The organism is Campylobacter sp. JMF_01 NE2 (genome assembly GCF_027737365.1).
GTDB lineage: Bacteria > Campylobacterota > Campylobacteria > Campylobacterales > Campylobacteraceae > Campylobacter_B.
The window spans coordinates 46,426-69,893 of sequence record NZ_JAOVTR010000006.1 but is presented as its reverse complement, the minus strand read 5'-3'; the positions used below and the strand labels follow the sequence as shown (position 1 = coordinate 69,893).

At 41.2% G+C, this 23,468-nt stretch carries 24 protein-coding genes; 3 read left to right on the top strand and 21 right to left on the bottom strand.

From position 1 onward, the window contains the following. Window positions 1–17: 17 nt before the first annotated feature. The 7 genes from OFO01_RS08585 to OFO01_RS08555 form a co-directional block, all read right to left on the bottom strand. Entirely contained in the window at window positions 18–1,460 is a 1,443-nt protein-coding gene (locus OFO01_RS08585; protein WP_270859719.1) for a Ppx/GppA phosphatase family protein, read from the bottom strand. Continuing rightward, a complete protein-coding gene (locus OFO01_RS08580) occupies window positions 1,460–1,705 on the bottom strand; it encodes a YfhL family 4Fe-4S dicluster ferredoxin (RefSeq protein ID WP_270859720.1) in 246 nt (81 codons plus the stop codon). Before OFO01_RS08580 ends, OFO01_RS08585 begins: the two co-directional genes overlap by 1 nt. Before the next feature lie 81 nt (window positions 1,706–1,786). Beyond that, window positions 1,787–3,007: a sensor histidine kinase gene (locus tag OFO01_RS08575; protein ID WP_270859721.1), complete on the bottom strand. Its 1,221-nt coding sequence runs from the start codon at window positions 3,005–3,007 to the stop codon at window positions 1,787–1,789. A 38-nt stretch (window positions 3,008–3,045) separates the two neighbouring features. Further along, on the bottom strand, window positions 3,046–3,717 hold the full coding sequence (gene hsrA, locus OFO01_RS08570) for a homeostatic response regulator transcription factor HsrA (RefSeq protein ID WP_270859722.1): 672 nt from the start codon (window positions 3,715–3,717) through the stop codon (window positions 3,046–3,048). A 76-nt stretch (window positions 3,718–3,793) separates the two neighbouring features. After that, on the bottom strand, window positions 3,794–4,111 hold the full coding sequence (locus tag OFO01_RS08565; RefSeq protein WP_270859723.1) for a dihydroneopterin aldolase: 318 nt from the start codon (window positions 4,109–4,111) through the stop codon (window positions 3,794–3,796). Beyond that, complete coding sequence (plsY, locus tag OFO01_RS08560) at window positions 4,108–4,752, bottom strand: glycerol-3-phosphate 1-O-acyltransferase PlsY (RefSeq protein ID WP_270859724.1); 645 nt, start codon at window positions 4,750–4,752, stop codon at window positions 4,108–4,110. Before plsY ends, OFO01_RS08565 begins: the two co-directional genes overlap by 4 nt. Before the next feature lie 8 nt (window positions 4,753–4,760). Next, window positions 4,761–7,052: a helicase HerA domain-containing protein gene (locus tag OFO01_RS08555; RefSeq protein ID WP_270859725.1), complete on the bottom strand. Its 2,292-nt coding sequence runs from the start codon at window positions 7,050–7,052 to the stop codon at window positions 4,761–4,763. A 90-nt stretch (window positions 7,053–7,142) separates the two neighbouring features. On the opposite strand from OFO01_RS08555, the gene OFO01_RS08550 reads away from it, so the two are divergent. Further along, window positions 7,143–8,066 carry a methylenetetrahydrofolate reductase gene (locus OFO01_RS08550; protein ID WP_270859726.1) on the top strand — a complete coding sequence of 308 codons (924 nt, stop codon included), beginning with the start codon at window positions 7,143–7,145 and terminating at the stop codon, window positions 8,064–8,066. 89 nt (window positions 8,067–8,155) lie between these two features. Here OFO01_RS08550 and OFO01_RS08545 read toward each other — a convergent pair whose 3' ends face one another. From OFO01_RS08545 to OFO01_RS08515, 7 genes are all read right to left on the bottom strand, one after another. Then, on the bottom strand, window positions 8,156–9,499 hold the full coding sequence (locus tag OFO01_RS08545; protein WP_270859727.1) for a DUF2130 domain-containing protein: 1,344 nt from the start codon (window positions 9,497–9,499) through the stop codon (window positions 8,156–8,158). Between the two features lie 83 nt (window positions 9,500–9,582). Then, window positions 9,583–10,569: a beta-ketoacyl-ACP synthase III gene (locus OFO01_RS08540; RefSeq protein ID WP_270859728.1), complete on the bottom strand. Its 987-nt coding sequence runs from the start codon at window positions 10,567–10,569 to the stop codon at window positions 9,583–9,585. A 2-nt stretch (window positions 10,570–10,571) separates the two neighbouring features. Beyond that, window positions 10,572–11,564, bottom strand: coding sequence for a phosphate acyltransferase PlsX (gene plsX, locus OFO01_RS08535; RefSeq protein WP_270859729.1), 993 nt, complete (start codon window positions 11,562–11,564; stop codon window positions 10,572–10,574). A gap of 4 nt (window positions 11,565–11,568) precedes the next feature. Continuing rightward, window positions 11,569–11,715, bottom strand: coding sequence for a 50S ribosomal protein L32 (gene rpmF / locus OFO01_RS08530; protein ID WP_270859730.1), 147 nt, complete (start codon window positions 11,713–11,715; stop codon window positions 11,569–11,571). A 19-nt stretch (window positions 11,716–11,734) separates the two neighbouring features. Then, window positions 11,735–12,085 carry a YceD family protein gene (locus tag OFO01_RS08525; RefSeq protein WP_270859731.1) on the bottom strand — a complete coding sequence of 117 codons (351 nt, stop codon included), beginning with the start codon at window positions 12,083–12,085 and terminating at the stop codon, window positions 11,735–11,737. A 9-nt stretch (window positions 12,086–12,094) separates the two neighbouring features. Beyond that, window positions 12,095–12,508: a nucleoside-diphosphate kinase gene (gene ndk / locus OFO01_RS08520; protein WP_270859732.1), complete on the bottom strand. Its 414-nt coding sequence runs from the start codon at window positions 12,506–12,508 to the stop codon at window positions 12,095–12,097. Between the two features lie 106 nt (window positions 12,509–12,614). Next, window positions 12,615–12,899 (bottom strand): DUF362 domain-containing protein, encoded by a 285-nt coding sequence (locus tag OFO01_RS08515; RefSeq protein ID WP_270859733.1) that lies wholly within the window; start codon window positions 12,897–12,899, stop codon window positions 12,615–12,617. A gap of 175 nt (window positions 12,900–13,074) precedes the next feature. Between OFO01_RS08515 and OFO01_RS08510 the strand changes: the two genes are divergently transcribed. Both OFO01_RS08510 and OFO01_RS08505 read left to right on the top strand, forming a co-directional pair. Continuing rightward, complete coding sequence (locus tag OFO01_RS08510; protein ID WP_270859734.1) at window positions 13,075–13,671, top strand: peroxiredoxin; 597 nt, start codon at window positions 13,075–13,077, stop codon at window positions 13,669–13,671. 194 nt (window positions 13,672–13,865) lie between these two features. Next, window positions 13,866–16,601 (top strand): M16 family metallopeptidase, encoded by a 2,736-nt coding sequence (locus OFO01_RS08505; protein WP_270859735.1) that lies wholly within the window; start codon window positions 13,866–13,868, stop codon window positions 16,599–16,601. Between the two features lie 6 nt (window positions 16,602–16,607). On the opposite strand, the gene OFO01_RS08500 is transcribed toward OFO01_RS08505, so the two are convergent. The 7 genes from OFO01_RS08500 to OFO01_RS08470 all read right to left on the bottom strand — a co-directional run bounded on the left by OFO01_RS08500 (window position 16,608) and on the right by OFO01_RS08470 (window position 23,459). Further along, the gene (locus tag OFO01_RS08500) at window positions 16,608–17,399 is read right to left on the bottom strand and encodes a shikimate dehydrogenase (RefSeq protein ID WP_270859736.1); all 792 of its coding nucleotides are present in this window, start codon (window positions 17,397–17,399) and stop codon (window positions 16,608–16,610) included. Continuing rightward, complete coding sequence (locus OFO01_RS08495) at window positions 17,399–18,412, bottom strand: SPOR domain-containing protein (RefSeq protein WP_270859737.1); 1,014 nt, start codon at window positions 18,410–18,412, stop codon at window positions 17,399–17,401. Before OFO01_RS08495 ends, OFO01_RS08500 begins: the two co-directional genes overlap by 1 nt. Window positions 18,413–18,499: 87 nt before the next feature. Next, window positions 18,500–19,741 (bottom strand): serine hydroxymethyltransferase, encoded by a 1,242-nt coding sequence (locus OFO01_RS08490; RefSeq protein ID WP_270859738.1) that lies wholly within the window; start codon window positions 19,739–19,741, stop codon window positions 18,500–18,502. 2 nt (window positions 19,742–19,743) lie between these two features. Then, window positions 19,744–21,237 carry a lysine--tRNA ligase gene (gene lysS, locus OFO01_RS08485; RefSeq protein ID WP_270859739.1) on the bottom strand — a complete coding sequence of 498 codons (1,494 nt, stop codon included), beginning with the start codon at window positions 21,235–21,237 and terminating at the stop codon, window positions 19,744–19,746. Between the two features lies 1 nt (window position 21,238). After that, window positions 21,239–21,706: a Fur family transcriptional regulator gene (locus tag OFO01_RS08480; RefSeq protein WP_270859740.1), complete on the bottom strand. Its 468-nt coding sequence runs from the start codon at window positions 21,704–21,706 to the stop codon at window positions 21,239–21,241. Next, window positions 21,706–22,374 carry a CvpA family protein gene (locus OFO01_RS08475; protein WP_270859741.1) on the bottom strand — a complete coding sequence of 223 codons (669 nt, stop codon included), beginning with the start codon at window positions 22,372–22,374 and terminating at the stop codon, window positions 21,706–21,708. The genes OFO01_RS08480 and OFO01_RS08475 overlap by 1 nt, the downstream gene beginning before the upstream one ends. 2 nt (window positions 22,375–22,376) lie before the next feature. After that, window positions 22,377–23,459: a type IV pilus twitching motility protein PilT gene (locus tag OFO01_RS08470; RefSeq protein WP_270859742.1), complete on the bottom strand. Its 1,083-nt coding sequence runs from the start codon at window positions 23,457–23,459 to the stop codon at window positions 22,377–22,379. Window positions 23,460–23,468: the final 9 nt, after the last annotated feature.

Below are 23,468 nucleotides of genomic sequence, written 5' to 3'. Positions count from 1 at the left end.
ATTTGCCAAATTCAAATTTATATGAAATTTATCGCAAAAACAGCTGGTTTTGGGAGTTTGCGCAGGCTGTCTTTGAGCATTAATTTATTTTTTGCGCCCGCGATTTGCAGGGTTAAATTTTCGAATTTAAACTCCAAATTTTTAAGGGCGTTTTCGTTTAAAATCCTAGCGAATTCGCACAAAAAGCTAAGCCACGCTAATGTTCGCTCATTTGGTAAAATTTCGCTTAAATTTGCAAAATTTGGGCTTAAATTTGGCTTGCCGTGCATTGCGATAATCGCCGCGATTAGGGCTTTTTGCTCGTGGCTCGTGCGGTAGTTTAGCCCATTTAGCACCATGGAAGCTGCGCTTTCGTGTTTGGCATAAAAGCCAAGCCTTGCGCCAATCTCGCAAAGTTTAGCGGCGTAGCAAAGAGAGCTAATGTATCTGTCTTCTAGCTTGTGAAGCGAGAAAAGCACGCTAAAAAGGGCTTTGGCGAACTTGTCTGCGTGCGAGCTTTCGCTAGCAAATCTATCTTGCAGACTTTTTAGGCTAGGGTTGAAATTCTTTGGCAAATTTGCCCCGTGCAAAATCGAGCCCAAAAACACACCCTCTCGCACGCCCACACCGCTTGTAATCACGCTTTTTGCGCCGATTTTTTTAGCAATCTCGCTAAAAATTATCGCACCCTCTCTAATCGTATCATAACGCTCTTTTTTTATCGGAAATTTGGCTAGTTCTAGGGTTTTTGCGCCGATTAGTTTGCTAAAAAACGGCGCATATTTTTCGTAATCGTAGCAGTAATTATGCACGATTTTAATCGGATAATTCTCAATCGCCATTATGGCATTGCTTAGCGCTCTTGCCGAACCGCCCATAGCGATTAAATTTGAGCTAGCAAATTCATCGCCAACCGCGCTGATTGCCTCATTTACATAGCCATATAGCCCGGCCATATCGCCTTTGTCGAAAAATAGCTCTTTTAGGCGAACGGTGCCTAAATTTAGCGAAATTTTAGCCTCGATTTTGCCATTTTTTATGCGAGCTAGCTCGGTCGAGCCTCCGCCGATATCCACGCTCACGCCATCTTTAAAATCGCTAAGGAGGTTGTGTGCGGCGTATCCTCCAAAATACGCCTCACTCTCGCCATCTATTTTGCGGATTGCGATTTTGGTTTTTTTAAAAACTAGCTTGATAAACTCGCCCCCATTTGGAGCGTCGCGCAGTGCAGAAGTGCCTACGCAAAGCACCCTTTTGGCGCCGTATTTTTGGAGTAATTCTTTGAATTCCACAAACGCGTTAAGGCATTTTTGCATAGCTGCTGGTTGCAAAACTCCGCCGTTTTCATACGCGCCCTCGCCTAGGCGGACTTTGATTTTGTGCTCTGCAAGGATAAAAAACCCAAATCTGCTCGTTCGCTCAAAAATCACCAATCTGGCAGAATTTGAGCCTAAATCAATCACTCCAACGCGTTTTGGCATTAATAATCCATGTGAGCGTGTTTGTATTTGAGCTCACCCTCGGTTTCGATATTATCAGGATCGTAGGTGATACACTCGACAGGGCAGACTACGATGCAGGCTGGTTCTGAGTATTGATCCACGCACTCGCAGCACCTATCTGAATCAATCATATATGTCGGCTCGTCCTCGAAAATCGCCTCATTTGGGCACTCTTCGCGACACGCATCGCAACTGATACACTCGTCTGTAATCATCAAAGACATAAATTTAACCTTTACAAAAAAAATTAGTGCATTTATACACTAAAAACTTTTAATTTTATTTTAAAAAATACCAAATTTGCGCTATTTTTTGAGATTTTTTAGCGGAATTGTAAGGGTCGCTACAATCTTATCTTTGGCGGGCGAATTTTTAAGGCTCACAGATGCACCCATAGCCTGCGCGGCGTTTTTAGCCAAAAACAGCCCAAGCCCAGCGCCAGGCTTGCCGCCCTTGCGTTTAAACGGCGCGAAAAAATCCTGACTCTCGTCGATACTCTCGCCCAAATTTTCCACACGCACGATAAAATAATCGCCCGAAATTTCACTGAAAACCTCGATTACTTCGCCCTCTGGGGAAAATTTAATCGCGTTTTGGACAAAATTTTGGATAATGTGCATAAAAAGGTTTTTTTGGATACTCACTTCTAGGGATTTTGGCGAAATTTTGCTTACGACATCTTTTTTTTCATTTCTAGCCAAAATTTTAAAATTCACGCACAGCTCGCCTAGATACTGCACGATATCAAGCTGCTCTGGGCTCTCAAACTGCGCGCCCTCTTGGCGACCGATCTCTAAAATCGAGATTATCATTTTGTTCATATCGTCGATTGATTTGTTGTTGTTTTGGAGCGCCTCGATATATTTTTCCGCCTCTCTTGGCTTTATGAGCGTTACTTCGTTTTTGGTTTTCATCACCGCTAGCGGGGTTTTTAGCTCGTGCGCGATACCGATAAATAGCTCTTTTTGATACATTATAAAGGTTTGAATTCGATCGATTAGGCGGTTTATGTTTGTCAAAATCGGGCGAAATTCGCTCTCGCACCTCTCCATATCAAGTGGGGCTAGGAATTTCTCATCAAGACTGGCTAGCTTTTGCGAGATTACCTTGATTGGCATCAAAAGCGTGCGCGATAGAAACATAGCGTAAAAAATTATCAAAAATATCATTGTCAAATTTAGGATAATAATATCCACAAGTATCTGATTTGCGATATTTGCATAGACCGTTACATCGGTTTTGATCTGCAAAATTTCCTCGTTGCTATATGGGTATTGAAGGGTCAAAAAATTGCTTTCACCCTCTTGGCTCTCGTAAAATTTAGGCTTGGTGATTTTCTCGCCATAAACGAAACTCGTGATAAACTCGCCTTTGGGATCTGGCAGATACTCTGGGATTTTTTCGACTGGAATTTTTGGCAGTTTTGTGATATTTTCAGCCCTTACTAAAAGTCCATGAACTGAATTTTCGAAAATCGTAATCCTTATGTAGTTATAAAGCATTACGGAAAAAATCAAAATTAGCATCGCCGAAGCAGATGCTAATTGGATTATGAAACGGGTTCTTAGGCTTTTTGTGGAAAGCAAAATCTATATCCGCGACGACGAACTGTCTCGATTGTAGAAATATTTAGTGGTTTATCCATTTTTTGGCGGATTTGGTTGATTGCGACCTCGATTACATTTGGGGTTACTAGCTCTGGCTCTTCCCAAATAGCGTCAAGTAGTTGCTCTTTGCTTACGATTTGGTCTGAGTGGCGAGCTAGGTGAGTTAGCACCTCGAAAGGTTTGCCTTTTAGCTCGATTTCTTGGCCAAGATATGTGATTTTCTCTTCATCTGGGTCGATGATAAGATCGTCGATTTTGATAATGTTTGAGCCACCAAATCTAAGTCTAGCTTCAAGTCTAGCCACCAAAACATCGAAATCAAATGGTTTTTTGATATAATCATCTGCGCCAGCTTTTAGGGCTTTTATCTCGCTTTCTTTATCGTCTTTTGCAGATAGCACGACAACTGCTGTGCGAGCGAATTTTTGTTTTATAATGTTGATTAAATCGACGCCGCTGCCGTCTGGTAACATCCAGTCGGTTAAAACTAAATCGTAATTTCGTATGCCTATGTAATATTCAGCGTCTTTAAAGCTTTCTGAGCTGTCTGTTTGGTAACCAAACTCCGCCAAACCCTCGGCGATAGTTTTGTTTAGAGTAACTTCATCTTCGACAATTAAAATTCTCATTGATTTTCCTTCGTAATAAAATTTGGCGTGATTGTAGCATATTTTAAGCCAAAATTCAAGTTTTTTTAAAGAAATTTTAAAAATTTATTTCTATTTGCGCGCCGACTTTTGCGTCAGCTAAAATTTGGGTTTTGTAAATTTTCATATAGAAGTAATTCAGGCTTTTATACTGGGTTTTAAAGCTCTTGGCGAAGAAATTTAGCGCGTCTTCGACAAGCAAAAATTTCTCCCTCTCAAAGCTGAATTTTATAAATTCGCAAGCTTTGGCGTAGTCTATAAATTCATCTGCGCCAAATTTTGCGCTTACTAAAATTTCTTGTTTTTTTTCTCTTTCGAAATCCAAAATTCCAACAATCGCGTCGAATTTCAAATCCTCAATCAAAACCCGAATCATATTACCCGTTTTTCCTCGCCACGAAGCAGTCTTGCGATATTTGGAATATGTTTGTAAAAGACAATAAAAACTATGATAAAAATCGGCGCATGAGTGTGGATTGCTGGCATATCTGCGTGGAGTATGTAGCTAGCCACAATTAGCGCGAGCGCCGCTGATAGCGAGGCTACGGACGAAATTTTAAGCACTTTACCCACAATAAACCAAACAACAAGCGCGATGATTAGCTCTATTGGCACGAAGCATGCTAGCACGCCAGCGCCCGTGGCTACGCCCTTGCCACCGCTAAATCCAAGGTATGGCGAAAAACAATGCCCCACCACCGCAAACACAGCCATGCCCCAAAGCACATTTTCATCAAAACCCATAGCCCTCGCCACCAAAATCGGCACCACGCCCTTTAAAGCGTCACAAACCACGGTCAAAATCGCTAAAATTTTAGCCTTTTTGGGGTCTGTTTCTTTAAGCACTCGCAAGACATTTGTAGCCCCTATCGAGCCACTTCCAGCAGATTTGATATCAACCTTGCCAAAATATTTGCCGATAAGCAAGCCAAACGGCACAGCTCCTAAAAAATATGCTACCAAATAACACCAAAAATTTGAAGCAGCTAAAAGTCCTAAAATTATACCTTTAATCATTTTTTACCCTAACTCTTCCACAAAATCGAAATTTTCTCATCATAAATATCTGTTTTTTTCGGAGCTAGCGAGACTACGCCAAGCTCGATATTTTTGAGATCTAAGCTCTCTTTTAACTGCGCGATTTGCTCATCAAATCTCTCTTGCAGGGCCTGCATTTGTGAGTATAGCTCATCTACGCTAGCTTCTGCGTTTTTGGCTTCATTGCGCTGGGTTAGCACACGGTGAGCGTTTCGCACGCCACTTACGGTTTTGCTAATCGTAGTTGCACTCGCACGCGATCTACCAAAAAGCGAGCCTAGTATCGCACCACCTATGCTAAGAGCTGCACTAATTCCTTGGCTAGTAACATCGCTTTTTTCTTTTTCTAGCTTCTCTTCGGCGCGATTTATGCGGGTTTGAAGCGTAGATTTTTCTTTTTCAAATTTAGCTAGAATTTCATCTGTTTTTTGCTCTAAAATTTCATTTGCCTTATCTTGCAATCTTTGATAAAATTCCTCTTTGCTCTCATCTGGCGCGCTGTGCATATCAAGTGCGCTGTATAATTCTAACCTTTGGTTACGATAAACCCAGTCTTTGAAATTGCGAATAAAAGTGACGAAATTTTTCGCACTAGCAATAAAGCTTGGCAGAGCGCAATACGACGAATCCTCTAACTCATCGCTTCGTATATTATCGATAGCTCTATCGCTCGCCTCGTCCCAGTTGATCTCGCTAGCATCAGCGATATCAAGCAAATACGCGTAATCCCTCGTGTATTCGCCCTCTTTGTCAGCATAGCGCACCTTGGCTGTGGCGTATAGATACGGGCTTAGCTCGCGAGAGGCGCCGTAGCTGTAAATTTGCGAAATTTCATTTGATACAATTGGTTTGGCACCGCTTGCGCTTTTTACTTTGCTTCCAGTGCTGTTCGCGCCTGGTGCGCCCTTTTTTTCGCTCATTAAATTTGAAATTTGTTCATTGCTTAAAGGGCCTTTTAAATAGCTAAGTGCAAAGCGAGTTTCTATCGTTTTTAGGCTATCTTCGTTGATATTTTTGACTAAGAAATTTCGCTTTTTAAGGTTTGAGATTTGCTCCATTAGCGCAGATTTATCCACAGGATTTGAGCCAATTCCGCTAAGCCCGCCGATTACTCGCTCTTTATCTTGGGCGGTTTGGAGGCGACCGATAAACCAAGTGCCAATATTGCTAAGACCTTTGTAATCCAAATCCACAGGGTTTTGCGTGCTAAGAACGCAGCCTAGCCCAAAAGCGCGTGCTTGTTTTAGCAGGGTTAGCATAGGGGTTTTTGACGGCGGATTGCCATTTGGCGGGAAAAATCCATAAATCTCGTCCATATACAAAATCGCTCTAAGCGCGCTGGTGCCTTGCGTTTGGCGCATCCAATTAACCATTTCGTTTAAAAGCAAGGTTACGAAAAACATCCTCTCATCGTCGTTTAAATGCGCGATACAAAAGATATTCGCCCTAGCCTTGCCACTCTCATCAAATAGCATTTTTGCGATATCTAGCCTCTCGCCCTCACACCAAAGCTTAAAGCTTGGACTTGCGATTAGGGCGTTGATTTTCATAGCTAGCGCCATGCGTTTGTCGCTAGGGAAGAAGTTATTCACATCAAAAACACCGATTTTATCAAACGGCGGAGTGATGATTTGGTTGATGAGATCGACCACGCTCACGCCCCTGCCCTCGCTGAAATTTGAACTAAAAATTTGAGAAATCAGCAAAAATTCCGGTGAGCTTAGATTATCGCTAGTAATGCCAGCTAGGCTAAGCACGCTAGAAGCGATACCGCAGATATAATTATTCATATCCTCATCGTTTAAATTTTTCGGTGCTTCAAAGTCGCTAAGCAGGCTAACTCCTAGCCCAGCGCTTGATTTTGGAGTATAAATTTTAACCTCGGCGCTGTTTTTAAGGAGCTCTACACGCTCTAAATTTTGAAAAGAATTCTCTATGCCATCTTTCCACATCTTAGCGCTCTCTTCTGCCATATCTTCCACGCTAAGACCTTTGTTTGCAGCCTCGTTCGCGTCCATATATGGCAAAAAATCGTCTGCACTCATATTTGGAAAAGTCAGAGCCAAATTTGTCAAATCGCCCTTGGGATCGATGATGATAGATGGGATATTATCGATTGCGGCCTCTTCTAAAAGTGTGATTCCAAGACCGGTTTTACCACTGCCGGTCATACCGATGATTAGCGCGTGGGTTGTGAGATCTTTGTTTTTATACAAATACGGCTCAGAATTTTCGAGCCCCAAATAAAAAAGCTTCAAATTTTCTTGCAAAGTTTTCATAAATTTTCCTTCGTAAAATTTGGCGCATTATATCATTTAAATTTTTAAATTTAAATTTGCTACAATATCCTAAATTTAAGGAATTTATCAATGTTGGAACAAAAAATTAAAAACAATGCTAGCGGAATTTTACTCTATGGTATCGTTCCGCCAAAAATCAGTTTCGAGCCCGAAAAAATCGAGCGTCTTGGCGCACTTTGGAGAGAGCGCATAAGCTCCATGCCATGCGATGGCATAGTCATTTATGATTTGCAAGATGAGAGCGCAAGGACAAGCGAGGCGCGCACTTATGAATTCATCGAAACGCTAGATCCCGCACTGTATTACACTAAACACCTGCGCGAGGTCAAACCAGCCATAATCTACCGCGCTGTGGGAAAATACGATGAGAGCAAATTTGGCGAAATTTTAAATGCAAGAGCGAGTAATTTTGGCGTATTTGTGGGGGCCTCCTCGAAATACGATACGATGAAAATCCCGCTAAAACGGGCGTATCAGATAAAAAAAGAGATTGCTGGCGATTTGCATTTGGGCGGAATTTGCATAGCCGAGCGCCACAAACAAACACGCTCCGAGCACCTAAAAATCGCGTCAAAAAGCATAAGCGGGTGCGAGTATTTCATAAGCCAAGCCGTCTATGACGCCGAAAGCGTGAAAAATTTCATAGATGATTATGCTAATCTTGGGTGCAAAAAAGTGCCTATAATCTTTACTTTCACGCCTTGTGGAAGCGAAAAAACGCTCGAATTTATGAAGTGGCTTAGAATTAGCGTGCCGGATTTTTTGGAAAATCGCCTAAAAACCAGCACCGATATCTTGCAAAGCTCGGTGAGCCTGTGCGTGGAGCTGTTTGATTTCATCTACAAATACTCGCTTGCAAAGGGCATTAGCGTGGGGGCAAATGTGGAGAGTGTCAGCACCAAAAAGGCTGAAATCGAGGCTTCAATCGAGCTTTTGAAAAAAATCAAAGAAATAATCGTAAAAAGGGAAAATTTAGGAATTGGCGAAAAGTAAATTTCGCCAAAATTTAGCAGATTTGTGGCGCAAAATTTTGTTTAAATTTCACTCAAATTTTGCAAAATTTTGCGCCAAATTCGCCAAATTTACTCGCCCGAATTCTGCTCTGCTTCATCAAACATTTTTTGCACGCTTGGAGCGTTGTTGGTTAGCTTTTTGATAGTTAGTTTTTCGGCTTTATCATTAGCTAGGCGCAGGTTATTTTCAGAAGATAAAAGCTCATTTTTTACCTTTTCTAGGTGGCTTATGGTCTTGTCGATTTCATCGATTGCCTTTTGAAATTTTTCGCTTGCTAGGCGGTAATTTTTGCCAAATTTATCCTTAAATTCGTCAATATTGCTTTTAAAGGTTTCGATATCTAAATTTTGGTTTTGATACTCTACTAGACGCTTTTTATCTTCGAGCGAATTTAGCGCAGCGTTGCGTAGTAGCGAGATTATCGGCAAGAAAAACTGCGGGCGGATCACATACATTTTCTCATATTTGTGCGAAACATCGACAATGCCTGTGTTATAAAGCTCACTATCGCTTTCAAGTAGCGAGACAAGCACCGCGTATTCGCAGTTTTTCGCCTTTCTATCTTTGTCTAATTTGGCAAAAAATTCCTCGTTTTTGTGCTTTGACGCGGTCGTGTCGGCCTCGTTTTTCATCTCAAACATTATCGAAATATACTCTACGCCGTCTTTGAAATCGCGAAATATAAAATCGCCTTTGCCGCCCTCTTTGACCTCATTGTCTTTTTCAAAATAAGCGTTTGCAAATGCGGTGGTGCGGAGCTTCTCAAACTCCGTGCTACAATGGGTCTCCAAGCTCTCGCCAACCATTTTTGTCGATAATTTCGCCTTTAAATCCTTGTAATAATCTATCATCGCGTCTTTGTCGCTGATTGTTTTTTCAAAATTTTCACGCAAAATTTGCTCTTTTTCGACGAAATTTTTTTCTTTTTCACTCAGTGTGATTTTAAGCTCGGAAATTTCGCTATCTTTGCTCGAAATAGCGTTGCTCACAGCCAAATTTTTCTCATTTTCACTTGCGCTGATTTTGGCGTTTAACTCGGTGATTTTCTGATTTAGCTCGGCTATTTTAGCCTCATTTTCAAGGGAAATTTTGCTTTTTTCAATCTCAAATTTTTGCGTTAAATTCTCATCTTTGCCTTTTAGTTCGGCCTGTGATTTCGCCAAAATTTCTTTAAGTTGCGAAATTTCACTATCTTTTTGCGCTTTTAAATTTGCGATATATTCTTTTGCCCTAGCTATTTCTTGGGATTTTACAAGCTCTAATTCGCTTTGAAATTTTGCATTTTCGTTTTGCAATCTCTCGTTTAAAATTTTCTCAAATTCGCTATTTCTGATTTGGCTTACGATTTTTTGGTATTCACTCTCATCAATTGCGAAAATTTCGCCGCAGTTTGGACATTTGATCTCAGACATGATTTTTCCTTTACTTTAAAATTTTAGTGAATTTTACAATAAGAATTCGACAATTAATGTCTAAATTTGATAAATTTTGAAATTTAAGCGTTAAATTTAAATAGCGCAGAACCCCAAGTAAATCCCCCGCCAAAGGCATCTAGCAAGACTAACGAGCCATCTTTTAACCTGCCTGTTTCATAAGCTTCGTTTAGTGCCATTGGGATTGAAGCTGAGCTTGTGTTGCCGTATTTTTGCACGGTTACGACACATTGATTTTCCGTAAAGCCTATCTTTTCACGCACTGCCTCGATTATGCGCAAATTCGCCTGGTGCGGGACAAACAGATCAATATCGCTAGCTTTAAGGCTGTTTTTTTCTAATGCCTCTTCGACCGATTTTATCAGCGTTGGAACCGCGATTTTATAGACATCTTGACCGCGCATTTTGATAAATCCAAGCTTATCGTCTAAAATTTGTTGCGAGATAGGATTTGCGCTCCCTGGCGCTGGTGTGATCAAATAATCAGCCTTTGCGCCGTCGCTAGCGCTGTTTGTGTAGATTATACCCTCGCCATCGCCCACGCTCACTACCGCTGCGCCAGCGCCGTCGCCAAAAAGCACACAGGTACTCCTGTCACTATAATCCGTAATCGCGCTTAATTTTTCGCTTCCGACGATTAGTATATGTTTTTTCGCTCCGCTTTCGATAAGCGATTTTGCTAGGTCTAGTAAATATACAAATCCGCTACATGCCGCACTTATATCAAACGCCATAACGCCAAATTTACACCCTAGCTTATCTGCAATCAAAGCCGCAGTTGATGGCATACAAAAATAATCAGGCGTGATTGTGGCGCAAAGCACGGCATCTATTTGCTCTGCTCTTAGCCCACTTCTTTGAAGTGCCAAAGCAGCAGCCTTTGCGCCCATATCGCTGGTAGTTTCGTGCGTATCTGCGATATGGCGTTCTTTAATGCCCGTTCTTTGGGTAATCCACTCATCACTGGTATCGACCATACCCTCCAAATCGTGGTTCGTTAGAATTCTCTTTGGAGCGTAGGCGCCTATGGATACCACCGAAGCCTTCATCTTTATCCTTGGTTGTAGTTGCTAAGTTGGGTTTGGATAACTGAGTTTATGTTTGAATCCGAAAATTTAAGCGCTTGAAAAATTGCGTTTTTTATCGCTTTTGGCGTGCTTTTGCCGTGGCTTATGATTACGCACTCTTTCACGCCCAAAAGTGGCGCGCCACCAGTTTCATCGTAATCGGTCGATTTTTTGATTATCTTAAATACTCGCCTCATCAAAATCGAACCAGCTATCGCAATCGGCGATTTTTTCGCCTCTTTTTTGATAAGTTTATTCATAGCGCTGGCTATGCCCTCGCTGGTTTTAAGGACGATATTTCCGATAAATCCGTCAGTGATAACGACATCTACCGAGCCGTCAAAAATCTGATTTCCCTCGGCGTTACCGACGAAATTTTGCATTTTTTTGAGTTTTGGAAAAATTTCTTTATTGACCTCGTTACCTTTGCTATCCTCTTCGCCGTTTGACAAAAGCCCGATTCTAGGGGTTTTAATCCCCATAATCTCTTTTGCGTAAGCCTCGCCCATAACGGCAAATTCGAATAAATTTTCAGGTTTGCAATCCACATTTGCCCCGACATCTAAAACCAGCGTTTTACCACCCTGACTAGTCGGAAAAAGCGTAGCAATGGCTGGGCGCGAAATACCCGGAATTCTACCGATTCTAAGCGTAGCTAGGCTGTGCGTAGCCCCGCTATGACCAGCTGAAACCACGGCCTTACAGGTGCCATTTCTGACCAAATCTACTGCTTGATAAATGGTGGAATTTTTGCGCTTTAAAACATCTGTCGCACCCTCTTTCATCTCGAAAACTTCGTCAGTTTGGACATACTCTATGTATTTTTGAAATTCTGCCGGGATAAAAGGGGCGATTTTTGCCTCGTCGCCTACTAAGAAAGCTTTGAATTTTTGCTCTCTTAGTGCTTCAATAACTCCGCATACAATAGGCTCGCAACCGAAGTCACCGCCCATTGCGTCGATAGCAATCGACGTCATGGGATTAGTATTCTCCTGTATTTTTATTTACTCTGTGAGGAATCTTCCAGCTACCGTCTTTGTCTTTGACTGGCACAGGTAGAGTTACAGTGTAATGAGTTCTTCTTTTTGCTGCGCGAGTTTTACTCACTCTTCGTTTAGGAACTGCCATTTTTTCTCCTTTATAAAATTTATAATTCTTTACATTTGTCGCAATAAAAGTAGTCGCTTTTTATCGCTTCTACTTCGCTTTGTAAAATTTCATCTATGTCGATACTGCCCTCGAAAAACTCGATTACATCTAAGCTATCAGAACCTTTGTATATCCCGTCGCTTAGCGTTAAATCGACATTTTCGTCTAAACTTAACTCAAATTCGCTTCCGCAACGATCACAAATATATGGTATCGCTCCGCAAATTTGGGCACTGCATTTATACAGGCTTTCTCCTGATTTGTGCAACTCGCCACTAAATTTAACACCGCCACTTTGGGTATCAAATTTAATCGGCTCTTTTGTGATTTTTACAAAGCTAATTTTCAAAATTTTACCTTAGCAAATCTCTTTTTTAGCAAAGAAAAATGCAATCTCGATAGCTGCGTTTTCTAGGCTATCGCTACCATGGACTGCGTTTGCATCGATACTTTCAGCGAAATCAGCGCGAATTGTGCCTGGCTTTGCCTCTTTTGGATTTGTTGCACCCATTAGTTCGCGGTTTTTAGCTACTGCGTTCTCGCCCTCTAAAACCATAACCACAACCGGGCCACTAACCATAAAATCAACTAATTCGCCAAAAAATGGGCGATCTTTATGAACCGCGTAAAACGCTTTTGCGTCATCTACGCTTAATTGCAATTTTTTTGCTGCTGCTATACGCAAACCGTTGCTTTCAAATCTATCTATGATTTTGCCTATAACGCCCTTTTTTACGGCATCTGGCTTAATTATTGATAGTGTTTGTTGCATACGAACTCCTTTATTGTAAAAGGGTGATTATATCTAAAATAGGTTAAAATTTATTTAAGAATTAAATTTTCATGGCATTTAAGCCATGAAAATTTTGAATTTGTATTTATGCGACTACCGGAGTATCGCCACCGCGCAATTCTGCGCCGATTTCAGCTTTGCTTGGTTGTCCAGCGACAACTTCGCTCCAAACGATACAGCCGTCAGTTGGACAGGCGTTTGCACAGGCTGGTTCGTCATTGTGGCCTACACACTCTACGCATTTATCAGCATATACATAGTATGTGTCTGCCCCTGTTGGGTTATCGCTATCATCAACAATCGCGCTAACTGGGCACTCATCGATACAAGAACCGCATGCTATACAAATATCAGTAATTTTTACTGCCATTTTTTCTCCTTTATCAAAAAATACCCTAAATAATAACACACATTTTTTAAAAAGTCATTAAAAATTTAGATTAGATTTGAATTTTATATTGCGTGTAAATTTGGTTTAAATTTTTTATAAGATAAAATGTGTATAATTCGCAAATGATAAATTTTATTATTAAGGAGAAAATATCATGTTAGTAACTACAAAAGCAGTAGATTTCACAGCACAAGCCGTTCTTGGTGACAACAGCATTGTAGAGGACTTCAACCTTTACAAAAACATCGGCCCAAAAGGTGCAGTTGTGTTCTTTTATCCAAAAGATTTCACATTTGTTTGCCCTAGCGAGATTATCGCATTTGACAAACGCTATAAAGAATTTAAAGATAGAGGCGTAGAGGTCATCGGCGTATCTTGCGATAGCGAGTTCGTTCATCTTGCATGGAAAAACACACCAGTAAATGAAGGTGGTATCGGCAAAGTCCAATTCCCACTAGTTTCAGATATCACAAAAGATATCGCTAGAAGCTTCGATGTGCTTTTTGGCAACGCAGTTGCGCTAAGAGGCTCATTTTTGCTAGATAGCGACGGCACAATCCGCCACGCTGTCATCAACGACCTTCCACTTGGCAGAAATATCGACGAGATGATTCGTATGGTAGATACTATGCTATTTACTAACGAGCACGGCGAGGTCTGCCCAGCTGGCTGGCATAAAGGCGACGCTGGTATGAAGGCTAACCCACAAGGCGTAGCCGAGTATTTAGGCAAAAACTCAGACAAACTATAAAACTCCAAATTTGGCGCAGCCCCCTGCGCCAAATTTATCACGCAAACGCGTGCGTATGGGGCCTTCCCCCTAAGGCTCCACCTTTATGTATCCCCATAAAATTGAAATTTTAAGAGAGCCTTTAAAAGCTCTCTTTTTTCATTTAAAATTTACTATTTTCAGTTAAAATCTCGCTTTTTTAAAAAGGATAATTTATGAAAAAAATATTTTTCGCACTTTGCGCGGCATTTAGCCTAAATTTCGCCGTATCACTTGATCCAAATTTAGCACTGAAATTCGACGCCAATGTAACCACAGGCACCCTAGAAAACGGCCTAAAATACTTCATACAGCAAAACCCCGTCCCCAAAAACAGCGCATATTTTTACCTAAATGTAAATGCTGGCAGTATCGACGAAAACGACGATGAGCAGGGATTTGCGCACTTTGTCGAGCACATGGCGTTTAACGGCAGCGAAAATTTCGACAAAAACGAACTAGTCAAAAAATTAGAAAGCCTAGGCGTGAAATTTGGCGCAGATTTAAACGCCCAAACTAGCTTTCAAAACACGACCTACAATATCCAAGCAAGCGTGAGCGATGAAAATTTAAACGACATTTTCACGGTATTTAGGGATTACGCTAGGGGCGTGAAATTTGATCCAGCCGAGGTCGAAAAAGAAAAAGGCGTGATTTTAGAAGAGGCAAAAAAGGATTATAAAACCAGATTTTACGAGCAAAGAGCCAAGTCTTTGTATCCAAACTCGATCTTTCAAAGACGCTTCCCAATAGGCAAAAACGAAGCCATAGCGGGCGCGACAAGTGCGAGTTTGCGGGCGTTTTATGATAGAAATTATGCGCCAAATTTAATGAGCGTCATCGTCGTGGGTGATGTAAATTCGACGCAAATCGAAAATTTAATCAAAGCCAAATTTAGCGATTTAAAACCTCGCTCTAAAAAAATCGCGCGCGATACAAGCCTGCAAAAATTCGGCGCAGGTTATGCAAACATCGTAGAGCCACAGATTGGCACAAATGCCGTAAATATCGTGTTTGCCGGCGAGCACAGCCCCTTAAATAGCATAGGCGAAATGAAAAAAGCCTGGCTTGATACCTACATCGCAAAACTTCTTAGCCTTAGCTACGATGCCCTAAATATAGGCGCGAAAATCCCCCTAAAAGCGGGATTTGACAGCGATGATTTATTCGGCGAGCGCAGACTTTACTCTTTTGGCGCAAACATTTTTGATTTCGACGCAAATGCCACGCTGACTAGCCTATTTAGCGCGATTAAGGGCGCTAGGGAGCATGGATTTTCGGCTGGGGATTTTGAGAGTGCAAAGGCGGAATTTATCAACTCCGTCCAAACCAATCTCATCAAAAACGACACGCAAAACAAGCAAATTTATGAAATTTTGGATTTTGTAATAAACGGCAACACTAAGCTTGGCAAGCAGGATAAACATGATTTAAGCCTTGCGATTTTGGGCGAAATTTCGCTAGGCGATGTCAATAAATATTTTAAGCAAATCACGAGCGGGGCGCACTTTACGGAGATAATTTCGACGAAAGATCTAAATTTAAGCGCGGAGGAAATAGATAAAATTTATCAAAACGCAACCCCATTTAATTTTAGCAAAAACGGCCTGGGCGATAAAAAACTTTTAGAAAACGAGCCTTCACCAGCCAAATTTAGCCAAAATTTCGACAGCGATAAAAACATAACCACACTAAATTTCGATAACGGCGTCAAGGCGGTTTTAAAGCGAAATTTGGGCAAAAAAAATAGCATACAAATCAGCGTGAAAAAACTAGGTGGAATTTCGAATTTTGCGAGCAAGGCTGAGGCTGAAATTTTAAGCGCATTGCTGAATTCAGGCACTATTGGCGAGTTTAACGAATACGAGGCCAAGAGGCTTACTAGCGGATTTAACTACTCTTTACGCTTTGGCATAAACGAGCTTTCTAGCGGGTTTAGCGGGGAGTGCGCTAGTAAGGATTTCGAGGCGATGATGAGGGAGCTGTTTGTGAAAATGAGCTCGCCAAAAATCCACGCAAATTCGCTAGAAAAATACCAAAGTAGCGCCATCTCTAACCTTTCGCTCAGAGATGAGACAATAGATTTTCGCTTCAACAAACAAATCGTAAATTCGCTATTTGGCGGGGATTTGCGTTTTAAAGCTCCGCTTGAAATAAGCGATGTAAAAAGTGCGAATTTAGCGCATTTTGGGGGCTTGGCAGATAAAATTTTCGCTAATGGGGGCGAGTATTTGTTTGTGATAAGTGGCGATTTTGACGAGGATAAAATCACCGAAATTTTGGCCAAATACGCAGGAAATTTAAAAGGCAAAGCTGGCATTGGCAAAATCACCCAAACAAAGCTTAGCGCAAATGCCGTAAAAATCGAGGAAAACTACGGCGATAGCGATAAAAGCGAGGTTAGAATGATTTATCTAAACTACGATTTGAGCGAATTTGACATTTTAAACTCATACAAGCTCAAAGCCTTCGAAAGTGCCGTAAAAACGCAAATCACCGAAAAAATCAGAGAGGCCAAAGGGCTAATCTACTCAGCCAGCGTGAGTGCCTCATACGCGCAGTTTCCGCAGATAAAATCTGGGTTAAATATCTCGTTTTCGTGCAACGAAAAGGACAAAGAAGCGGTAATCGAGGGAATCAAAGAAATCGTCGCTGATATCGCGCACAACGGCACTAGCGCAGATCAGCTAGAAAATTTCAAAAAAGCGCAAATTTTATCTATGAAAAGAGCCAGCGAAAACAACGATTTTTGGCTAAGCAACATCGCTTCGCACGAGCTTTTTGGCTATCCGTTTTACGATGATGAAATTTATGCTGCTCGCATAAACGCCCTTAGCAACGATGATGTGAAATTTGGGGCAAATTTAATCGCAAAAGAGCCGTTTATCGCGATTTTAAATCCGAAAAAGTAAGTAAATTTAGCCTTTTAACGATACTGCGCGCGCCATAAATTTGGCGATGTATGCAGTGTCAAATTTATTATCATAAAAAAGATTAAACGCTAATGCGCCTTGGTTGATTAGCATTTCGCGTCCGTCTTTTGTGCGAACGCCCTGAGTGCTAGCCAAATCCAAAAACGGCGTAATCTTGCCATAAATTGCGTCAAATGCGAATTTTGCTTCCTTGAAAACAGCGTCCAAAATTTCGGCTGGGGCTGGTAAAAAATCATCTTTTAGCCCTGCGCTTGTGGAATTTACGACCAAATCATAGCTTTGAAATTTGAAATTTTCATAAGTATAAAAATTCTCACATTTAAAATTTTCTGGCTCTTTTTCGCTGCGGTTTAAAATGTCAAATTTAACACCATTTTTCGCCAAAATATAGCCAATCGCCCGCGTCGTGCCACCAGCACCCAAAACAAGCACGCGCTTTAAACTTCCAAATTCCCTAATCGCCTCGTAAAATCCAGGCGCGTCAGTATTGTATCCGTAAAATTTGGAGTTTTTTCGCACGAGAGTATTCACTGAGCCGATCTCGCGCGCCGCCTCGCTTAGCTCATCGCTTATCCTGCAAGCTTCCAGCTTAAAAGGCACGGTGATGTTCGCGCCATTTAAGCCTAAATTCAGAAATTTTTGTTTCAAATCCGTAGCTGTTTCTAACAAAACCCGCCCATAAAAGGCGTCAAGGCCTAGCTCTTTAATCGCCAAATTGTGCATTAAAGGCGATATGGAGTGGGATATCGGATTGCCAAAAACGGCAAATTTGTGCATTATTTCACTCTGTAAATGTATGCGCCACTATTAACCGCACGCATATCGCTAATAGCCTTGTTTAGCTCTTCTCCACTAAATGGACCGACCAAAATTTTAACCACATCTTTGCCATTTACTTGGGTTTTTAAACCCACTGGATTATAACCTTTGGCTGTGATTTTGCGCACATCTGAGCTGTTTGGATCATAAGAGTTCGAAGCGAAAACTTGGATATAATTTCCAGCCCCCACGCTCGAATTTGCAGTTTTTGCCGCAGTGCCTACTTTGGCAGGTTCTTTTTTAGGCTCAGTTTTTGGAGCCTCTTTTTTAACTTCGGCTTTTTTGACTTCCTCTTTTTTAGGTTCAGGTTTTTTCGCCTCTACCTTTTTAGGCTCATCTTTTTTAACCTCAACCTTTTTCACCTCTGCTTTTTTAGGCTCAGTTTTTGGAGCCTCTTTTTTGACTTCGACTTTTGGAGCTTCTTTTTTGATTTCAACCTTTGGAGCTTGCAACTGCTCTTTTACGGTTTTTACCTCTTCTGGTTTTGGTTCTTCTTTTTTAACCTCGATTCTTTGGACTACGACAGGCTTAGGCTCTTCTTTGACCTCAGGTTTTTTAATCTCTACCTTTGTTTGAGGGGCAGTGTTTTGCACCACTGGCTTTGGCTCATCTTTTACTTCGCTTTTGATTTCAACTTTTGAAATTTGAAGCTCGCTTGGTTTTGGCGCAGGGGTTGGCTCTGCCTTTGGAGCCGGGGTTTGAGGCTGCGCGTTAGAAGTATCACTGCTAACCACATTGATCTCTGGCTCTTTTTTTACCTCTTCTTTTTTAGTAAGTTCTTCTTCGCTAGGCATTGTTAGGGCTGCGTTTGTGTCAATGTCGTTTTTGTTGATAGCTTTCATTATTATAAGAACTATCAAAAACAAAACTATAATTCCAGCCGCAATAGTCAAAAGCTTTTTTAGGCTAGCTGTGCCGTCCCCTGGCGCTCCGTTCATAGTGATATCGCTCATATCAAATTTATCTGTCATAATATCTCCTAAAAATTTATTTACCCTTTTTAAAAAATTTAACAAATCTTTTAAAAAGGGTAATAAGGCGCACGAAGCGCCTTAAAATCAATACATCGCTTTATCGTAAATGATAAATTTATGCGCCAAATCCACAATCTCTTTTTTAACTTTTGCTTGAAGTTCAGTGTTTGTTATATCGCTAAGCACATCTGCGATTTTATTTGCGATAAACTCAAACTCAGCCTCTTTCATACCGCGAGATGTCAGAGCAGGGCTTCCTACGCGAATTCCGCTTGTGATAAACGGACTGCGAATCTCGCCCGGGACTGTATTTTTATTTACAGTAATTCCTGCGTTTCCTAGGGCTATATCAGCGTCTTTTCCACTAAATTCTCTATTTAAAAAGCTTACTAAGATTAGGTGATTATCTGTGCCGCCACTTACTAGATCAAAGCCTCTTTTTACCAAAGTTTCGCCTAAAATTTTCGCATTTGCTTTGACCTGTTTTGCATAAACTTTCCACTCAGGGCTTAGATTGTGTTTGAAGCCGACAGCCTTTCCTGCGATGACATGCATTAAAGGACCACCTTGAATGCCCGGGAAAATCGAGCTATTGATCTTTTTAGCAAATTCTTCATCATTTGTCATAATGATACCGCCGCGTGGTCCGCGAAGTGTCTTGTGAGTGGTAGAGCTAACGACATGGCAGTGCGGGAACGGATGAGCGTGTTCGCCTGCTACAACTAGTCCTGCGATATGCGCAACATCGGCAAAAAGATACGCACCCACGCTATCGGCGATTTCTCTAAATTTAGCGAAATCTATCTCTCTTGTATAGGCACTTGCACCGCAAACTATCATTTTTGGTTTTACGATGTTTGCTATGTCGGCTACGCGGTCGTAATTTATGCGACCATCAAGCTCTACGCCGTATTCAAAGCTTTCGTAATATTTTCCGCTACTTGAAACTTTGGCGCCGTGCGTTAGGTGTCCGCCGTGGCTTAGCGACATACCCAAAATTTTATCACCCGGTTTCAAAAATGCACCATAAACGCCTTGGTTAGCTTGTGAGCCTGAATTTGGCTGAACATTTGCAAATTCGCAACCAAAAAGTTTTTTACATCGCTCAATAGCGATTGTTTCGATTTCATCGACAAATTCGCAGCCGCCATAATATCTTTTGCCAGGATAGCCCTCTGCGTATTTGTTTGATAGCACCGAGCCCATTACCTGCATAACTTCTGGGTAAGTGAAGTTTTCACTTGCAATCATCTCTAAATGGTCGCACTGACGAGCTAGCTCTTTGCTCATCAAATCAAAAATTTCTTTATCAAAATCTGCCAACATTTTTACTCCTTATCTGAATTTAACGGTTTCATAGCTGGAAACAAAATAACATCTCGAATCGATTTTTTATTTAACAAAATCATCACCAATCTATCAATCCCAAGCCCCCAACCAGCGGTAGGTGGCATAGCATAGCTTAGTGCTTTGACATAATCAGCGTCCATTTCGTGCGCTTCGTCATCGCCTGCATTTTTCGCGTCGATTTGCGCCTTAAATCTCTCAAATTGATCAAGCGGATCGTTTAGCTCATTAAATGCGTTTGCAATCTCCTTGCCAGCGATATATAGCTCAAATCTCTCGGCGATTTTTGGATTTTCGTCGCTCCTTCTAGCAAGCGGGCTAATCTCGATAGGAAAATCCACGATAAAGGTCGGATCTATGAGCTTAGCTTCGACATAATTATCGAAAAGTTCGCTTTGCAAGTGACCCAAATCTAGCTTTTCATTGACTTCGAATTTATCGGCTTTAAGCTTTGCTAAAATTTTGTCTTTATCATTTATAATCTCAGGATCCAATCCGCCTATTTCAACCAGCGCGTCAAGGTATTTTATGCGCGCAAAAGGCTTAGTAAAGTCGATTTCAAGCTCGTCGTATTGAAGCTTTTTATCAAGCCCTAGCTTATCCATCACAGCCCAGATTAAATTTTGTGTCAGATCCATAACATCATTATAATCATGCCACGCCCAGTAAAACTCAATGCTGGTAAATTCGGGATTGTGCGTTAAATCCATGCCCTCGTTGCGGAAATTTCTATTGATTTCAAAAACAGCTTCCATACCGCCTACGATTAGGCGTTTTAGATAAAGTTCAGGTGCGATTCGCAGGTATCTATCCACATCAAGAGCGTTGTGGTGCGTGATAAAAGGCTTGGCGTTTGCGCCACCTGCGATTGGGTGCATCATTGGGGTTTCGACCTCCAAAAATCCATGCGCCTCGAAAAAGTTGCGAATTTCACGGATTATGACAGAGCGTTTGATAAAATCGCTTCTAACCTCTGGGTTCATTATCATATCGAGGTAGCGTTGGCGGTATCGCATTTCGATATCTACCAGGCCGTGGAATTTCTCAGGTAGTGGAGAAATCGCTTTTGAAGCTAGTTTGATATTTGAAGCATGTATCGAAAACTCACCAGTTTGCGTGATAAAGGCGTATCCTGTAACGGTGATGATATCGCCTACTTCGAGATTTTTCTTAAATTTAGCGTAATCTTCCTCGCCGATACTGTCGCGCGAATAATAAATTTGAATATTTCCGCTTTCGTCTTCAATATTTGCAAATGTCGATTTTCCCGCAACTCTTTTTAGTTTCAAACGCCCTGCTAAAATTACAATCTCATCTGATTTTTTTTCTTCTGTATTTGCAATACTAGCGAATTTCTCGCGAAATTCTACGATTTTCATATCTCGTTTTAAAAAATGAGGGTATGGATTTACCCCTAAATTTCGCAATTCGTTTGATTTATCTATTCTTTGGATTTCTAATTGTGAGTCAAACAAATTATTTCCTTTTTGCCGCGCAATCAGCACAGATTCCGTAAAGCTGCATAATATGACCAGTTAAGACAAAGCCATTTTCTTTGGCGATTTGGATTTGTTTTTTCTCGATACTAGCGTCGCGGAATTCGACGATTTTATTGCAACTTTTGCAAATTAAATGGTCATGGTGAGGCTTATTTGCAAGTTCAAATTTTTTGCCTTGCGCGCCGAAAGTAATCGATGTCGCCATGCCTGATTCTTCGAGCAAATTCAGCGTGCGATACACTGTGGCGATACCTACATTTAGCTCAGGATTTTTCGCCTTGATCTCGCTATGCAAAGCCTCTGGCGTAAAATGCATATTGCTATTATAAAGTGTTCTTAGCAAAACCTCGCGCTGTTTTGTGTATTTTAAGCCATTATCGCTAAGTGCTTTTTTAAATTCAAGCAAAAGCGCGTCAAATTCTAAATTTTCGATTTTAGCGTCCATTACAATCTCCCTTCACTTACATTTAAATCCAAGCTTTGATTGATATCAAAAACCTCGTTTGAAATATTGTTTTGAATTTCTGTCGTATTATCTTCGCTTGGGGTTAAAATTTTGCTAGCTTTTTGCTCTAAGCTTTGCAAATTTTCTTTGACTACTGGGTCGTCTTTTAAATCCATAATCCACTTGCCCACGCTTAGTAGCACCGGAGCGACTGCGCTAGTTTCGAAAAATTTCTTTGTCTGCTCGTTTAGCATCATAGGACCTCTTGCAAAGGTTACGATAACGGCAAAAATTAAGAAAATTTTAGCCACGCTAAATGCAAATCCACCGATTCTATCGACAAATCCTAGCCCACTCCATTTAAAGAGTTTTGAGATAATCTCGCCTAAAATCAGACAGATGATCCACACGCCAAAAAGCACAGCCAAAAATCCGATTAAAGTCTGAGTAGTATCGCCGGAGAAAATCCCATTTGCATTTTGCAATGCAGGGACTTTGCTAGCTATCCAGGCCCCTGCCATCTCTTTGTAGCGCACAGCGATCCACAAACCACCAATCAAACCTAAAATTCCAAAAATTTCCTTCATAATGCCATTTGTAAGACCTCTTAATCCAAAAAGGATTATCAGACCCACTACAATGGCGTCAAACCAATTTATACCTTCCATAATCACGCACCCACAACGCCGATAAGCTCTTGTAAATTTGTAGAGTAGCGCAATGCCGTTTCTTTGGCGATTTGATTTGCTCTGATTGCCTTAACCATAGCCTGTGTTTGCGTAATCATACCAGTGCTTTGTTGGTTAAGTTGCATTTGTGAGTAAATTTGATGAACTTTGTTTTCGCGGATTAGGTTGGCAACCGCGTTGTTGTTAATCAAAATTTCATGCACTGCGATACGACCGCCACCAAGCTTTGGAAGCAAAGATTGCGAAATAACCGCAGTTAGTGAAACTGAAAGCATGTTTCGCACTTGAAGTTGCTCGCCGCCGTCGAAGCTATCGATGATACGGTTGATTGTTTGGATTGCTGAGTTTGTGTGAAGTGTGCCAAAAACCAAGTGTCCTGTCTCAGCCGCAGTAATAGCAATAGAAATCGTCTCCCTATCACGCATCTCACCGACTAGGATAATATCGGGGTCCTCGCGAAGTGAGAATTTCAAAGCTTGCGCATAAGAGTGGGTATCCGTGCCGATATTTCTGTGAGAAAATAGAGATTTTTTGTTTTGATGCACAAACTCAACTGGGTCTTCAACCGTGATAATGTGCTTGCGCTCTTTTTCGTTAATTTCATTTAGCATAGCTGCCAAAGTCGTTGATTTACCAGATCCTGTCGGACCAGTGACTAAAATCATACCCTTTTCGCGTTTTACAACCTCTTTAAAAATGCTTGGAGCCTTCAAATCATCAAGGCTAGGGATATCGATAGGAATAATACGAAACGCAGCAGCCAAATCGCCGTTCATAGTGTAATAGTAGTTTCCACGAAAGCGTCCGATATTTGGCAACTCAATCGCGAAGTCAAGCTCTTTGTTTTCCTCTAAATCGCTTTTTTGTTGATCTGTAATCATCGCATAGCAAATATACTCGATATCACTTCCGCTAAGGCTATCCATAGCCAAAGGACGAAGTGTTCCATCTATTCGAATTTGCGGTGCTGAGCGAGAAACTAGGTGCAAGTCAGAAGCTTTATTAAAAACAACTGTCTTTAATAAGGTTTCGATATCTACTAAATTTTTTCTTGGATCTTCCATACTTTTCCT

Excerpts from the sequence above, each read along its gene's own strand:
- OFO01_RS08585 (WP_270859719.1), bottom strand. The coding sequence starts at position 1,460 with ATGCCAAAACGCGTTGGAGTGATTGATTTAGGCTCAAATTCTGCCAGA.
- OFO01_RS08580 (WP_270859720.1), bottom strand. The coding sequence starts at position 1,705 with ATGTCTTTGATGATTACAGACGAGTGTATCAGTTGCGATGCGTGTCGC.
- OFO01_RS08575 (WP_270859721.1), bottom strand. The coding sequence starts at position 3,007 with ATGCTAATTTTGATTTTTTCCGTAATGCTTTATAACTACATAAGGATT.
- hsrA (WP_270859722.1), bottom strand. The coding sequence starts at position 3,717 with ATGAGAATTTTAATTGTCGAAGATGAAGTTACTCTAAACAAAACTATC.
- OFO01_RS08565 (WP_270859723.1), bottom strand. The coding sequence starts at position 4,111 with ATGATTCGGGTTTTGATTGAGGATTTGAAATTCGACGCGATTGTTGGA.
- plsY (WP_270859724.1), bottom strand. The coding sequence starts at position 4,752 with ATGATTAAAGGTATAATTTTAGGACTTTTAGCTGCTTCAAATTTTTGG.
- OFO01_RS08555 (WP_270859725.1), bottom strand. The coding sequence starts at position 7,052 with ATGAAAACTTTGCAAGAAAATTTGAAGCTTTTTTATTTGGGGCTCGAA.
- OFO01_RS08550 (WP_270859726.1), top strand. The coding sequence starts at position 7,143 with ATGTTGGAACAAAAAATTAAAAACAATGCTAGCGGAATTTTACTCTAT.
- OFO01_RS08545 (WP_270859727.1), bottom strand. The coding sequence starts at position 9,499 with ATGTCTGAGATCAAATGTCCAAACTGCGGCGAAATTTTCGCAATTGAT.
- OFO01_RS08540 (WP_270859728.1), bottom strand. The coding sequence starts at position 10,569 with ATGAAGGCTTCGGTGGTATCCATAGGCGCCTACGCTCCAAAGAGAATT.
- plsX (WP_270859729.1), bottom strand. The coding sequence starts at position 11,564 with ATGACGTCGATTGCTATCGACGCAATGGGCGGTGACTTCGGTTGCGAG.
- rpmF (WP_270859730.1), bottom strand. The coding sequence starts at position 11,715 with ATGGCAGTTCCTAAACGAAGAGTGAGTAAAACTCGCGCAGCAAAAAGA.
- ndk (WP_270859732.1), bottom strand. The coding sequence starts at position 12,508 with ATGCAACAAACACTATCAATAATTAAGCCAGATGCCGTAAAAAAGGGC.
- OFO01_RS08515 (WP_270859733.1), bottom strand. The coding sequence starts at position 12,899 with ATGGCAGTAAAAATTACTGATATTTGTATAGCATGCGGTTCTTGTATC.
- OFO01_RS08510 (WP_270859734.1), top strand. The coding sequence starts at position 13,075 with ATGTTAGTAACTACAAAAGCAGTAGATTTCACAGCACAAGCCGTTCTT.
- OFO01_RS08505 (WP_270859735.1), top strand. The coding sequence starts at position 13,866 with ATGAAAAAAATATTTTTCGCACTTTGCGCGGCATTTAGCCTAAATTTC.
- OFO01_RS08500 (WP_270859736.1), bottom strand. The coding sequence starts at position 17,399 with ATGCACAAATTTGCCGTTTTTGGCAATCCGATATCCCACTCCATATCG.
- OFO01_RS08495 (WP_270859737.1), bottom strand. The coding sequence starts at position 18,412 with ATGACAGATAAATTTGATATGAGCGATATCACTATGAACGGAGCGCCA.
- OFO01_RS08490 (WP_270859738.1), bottom strand. The coding sequence starts at position 19,741 with ATGTTGGCAGATTTTGATAAAGAAATTTTTGATTTGATGAGCAAAGAG.
- OFO01_RS08480 (WP_270859740.1), bottom strand. The coding sequence starts at position 21,706 with ATGGACGCTAAAATCGAAAATTTAGAATTTGACGCGCTTTTGCTTGAA.
- OFO01_RS08475 (WP_270859741.1), bottom strand. The coding sequence starts at position 22,374 with ATGGAAGGTATAAATTGGTTTGACGCCATTGTAGTGGGTCTGATAATC.
- OFO01_RS08470 (WP_270859742.1), bottom strand. The coding sequence starts at position 23,459 with ATGGAAGATCCAAGAAAAAATTTAGTAGATATCGAAACCTTATTAAAG.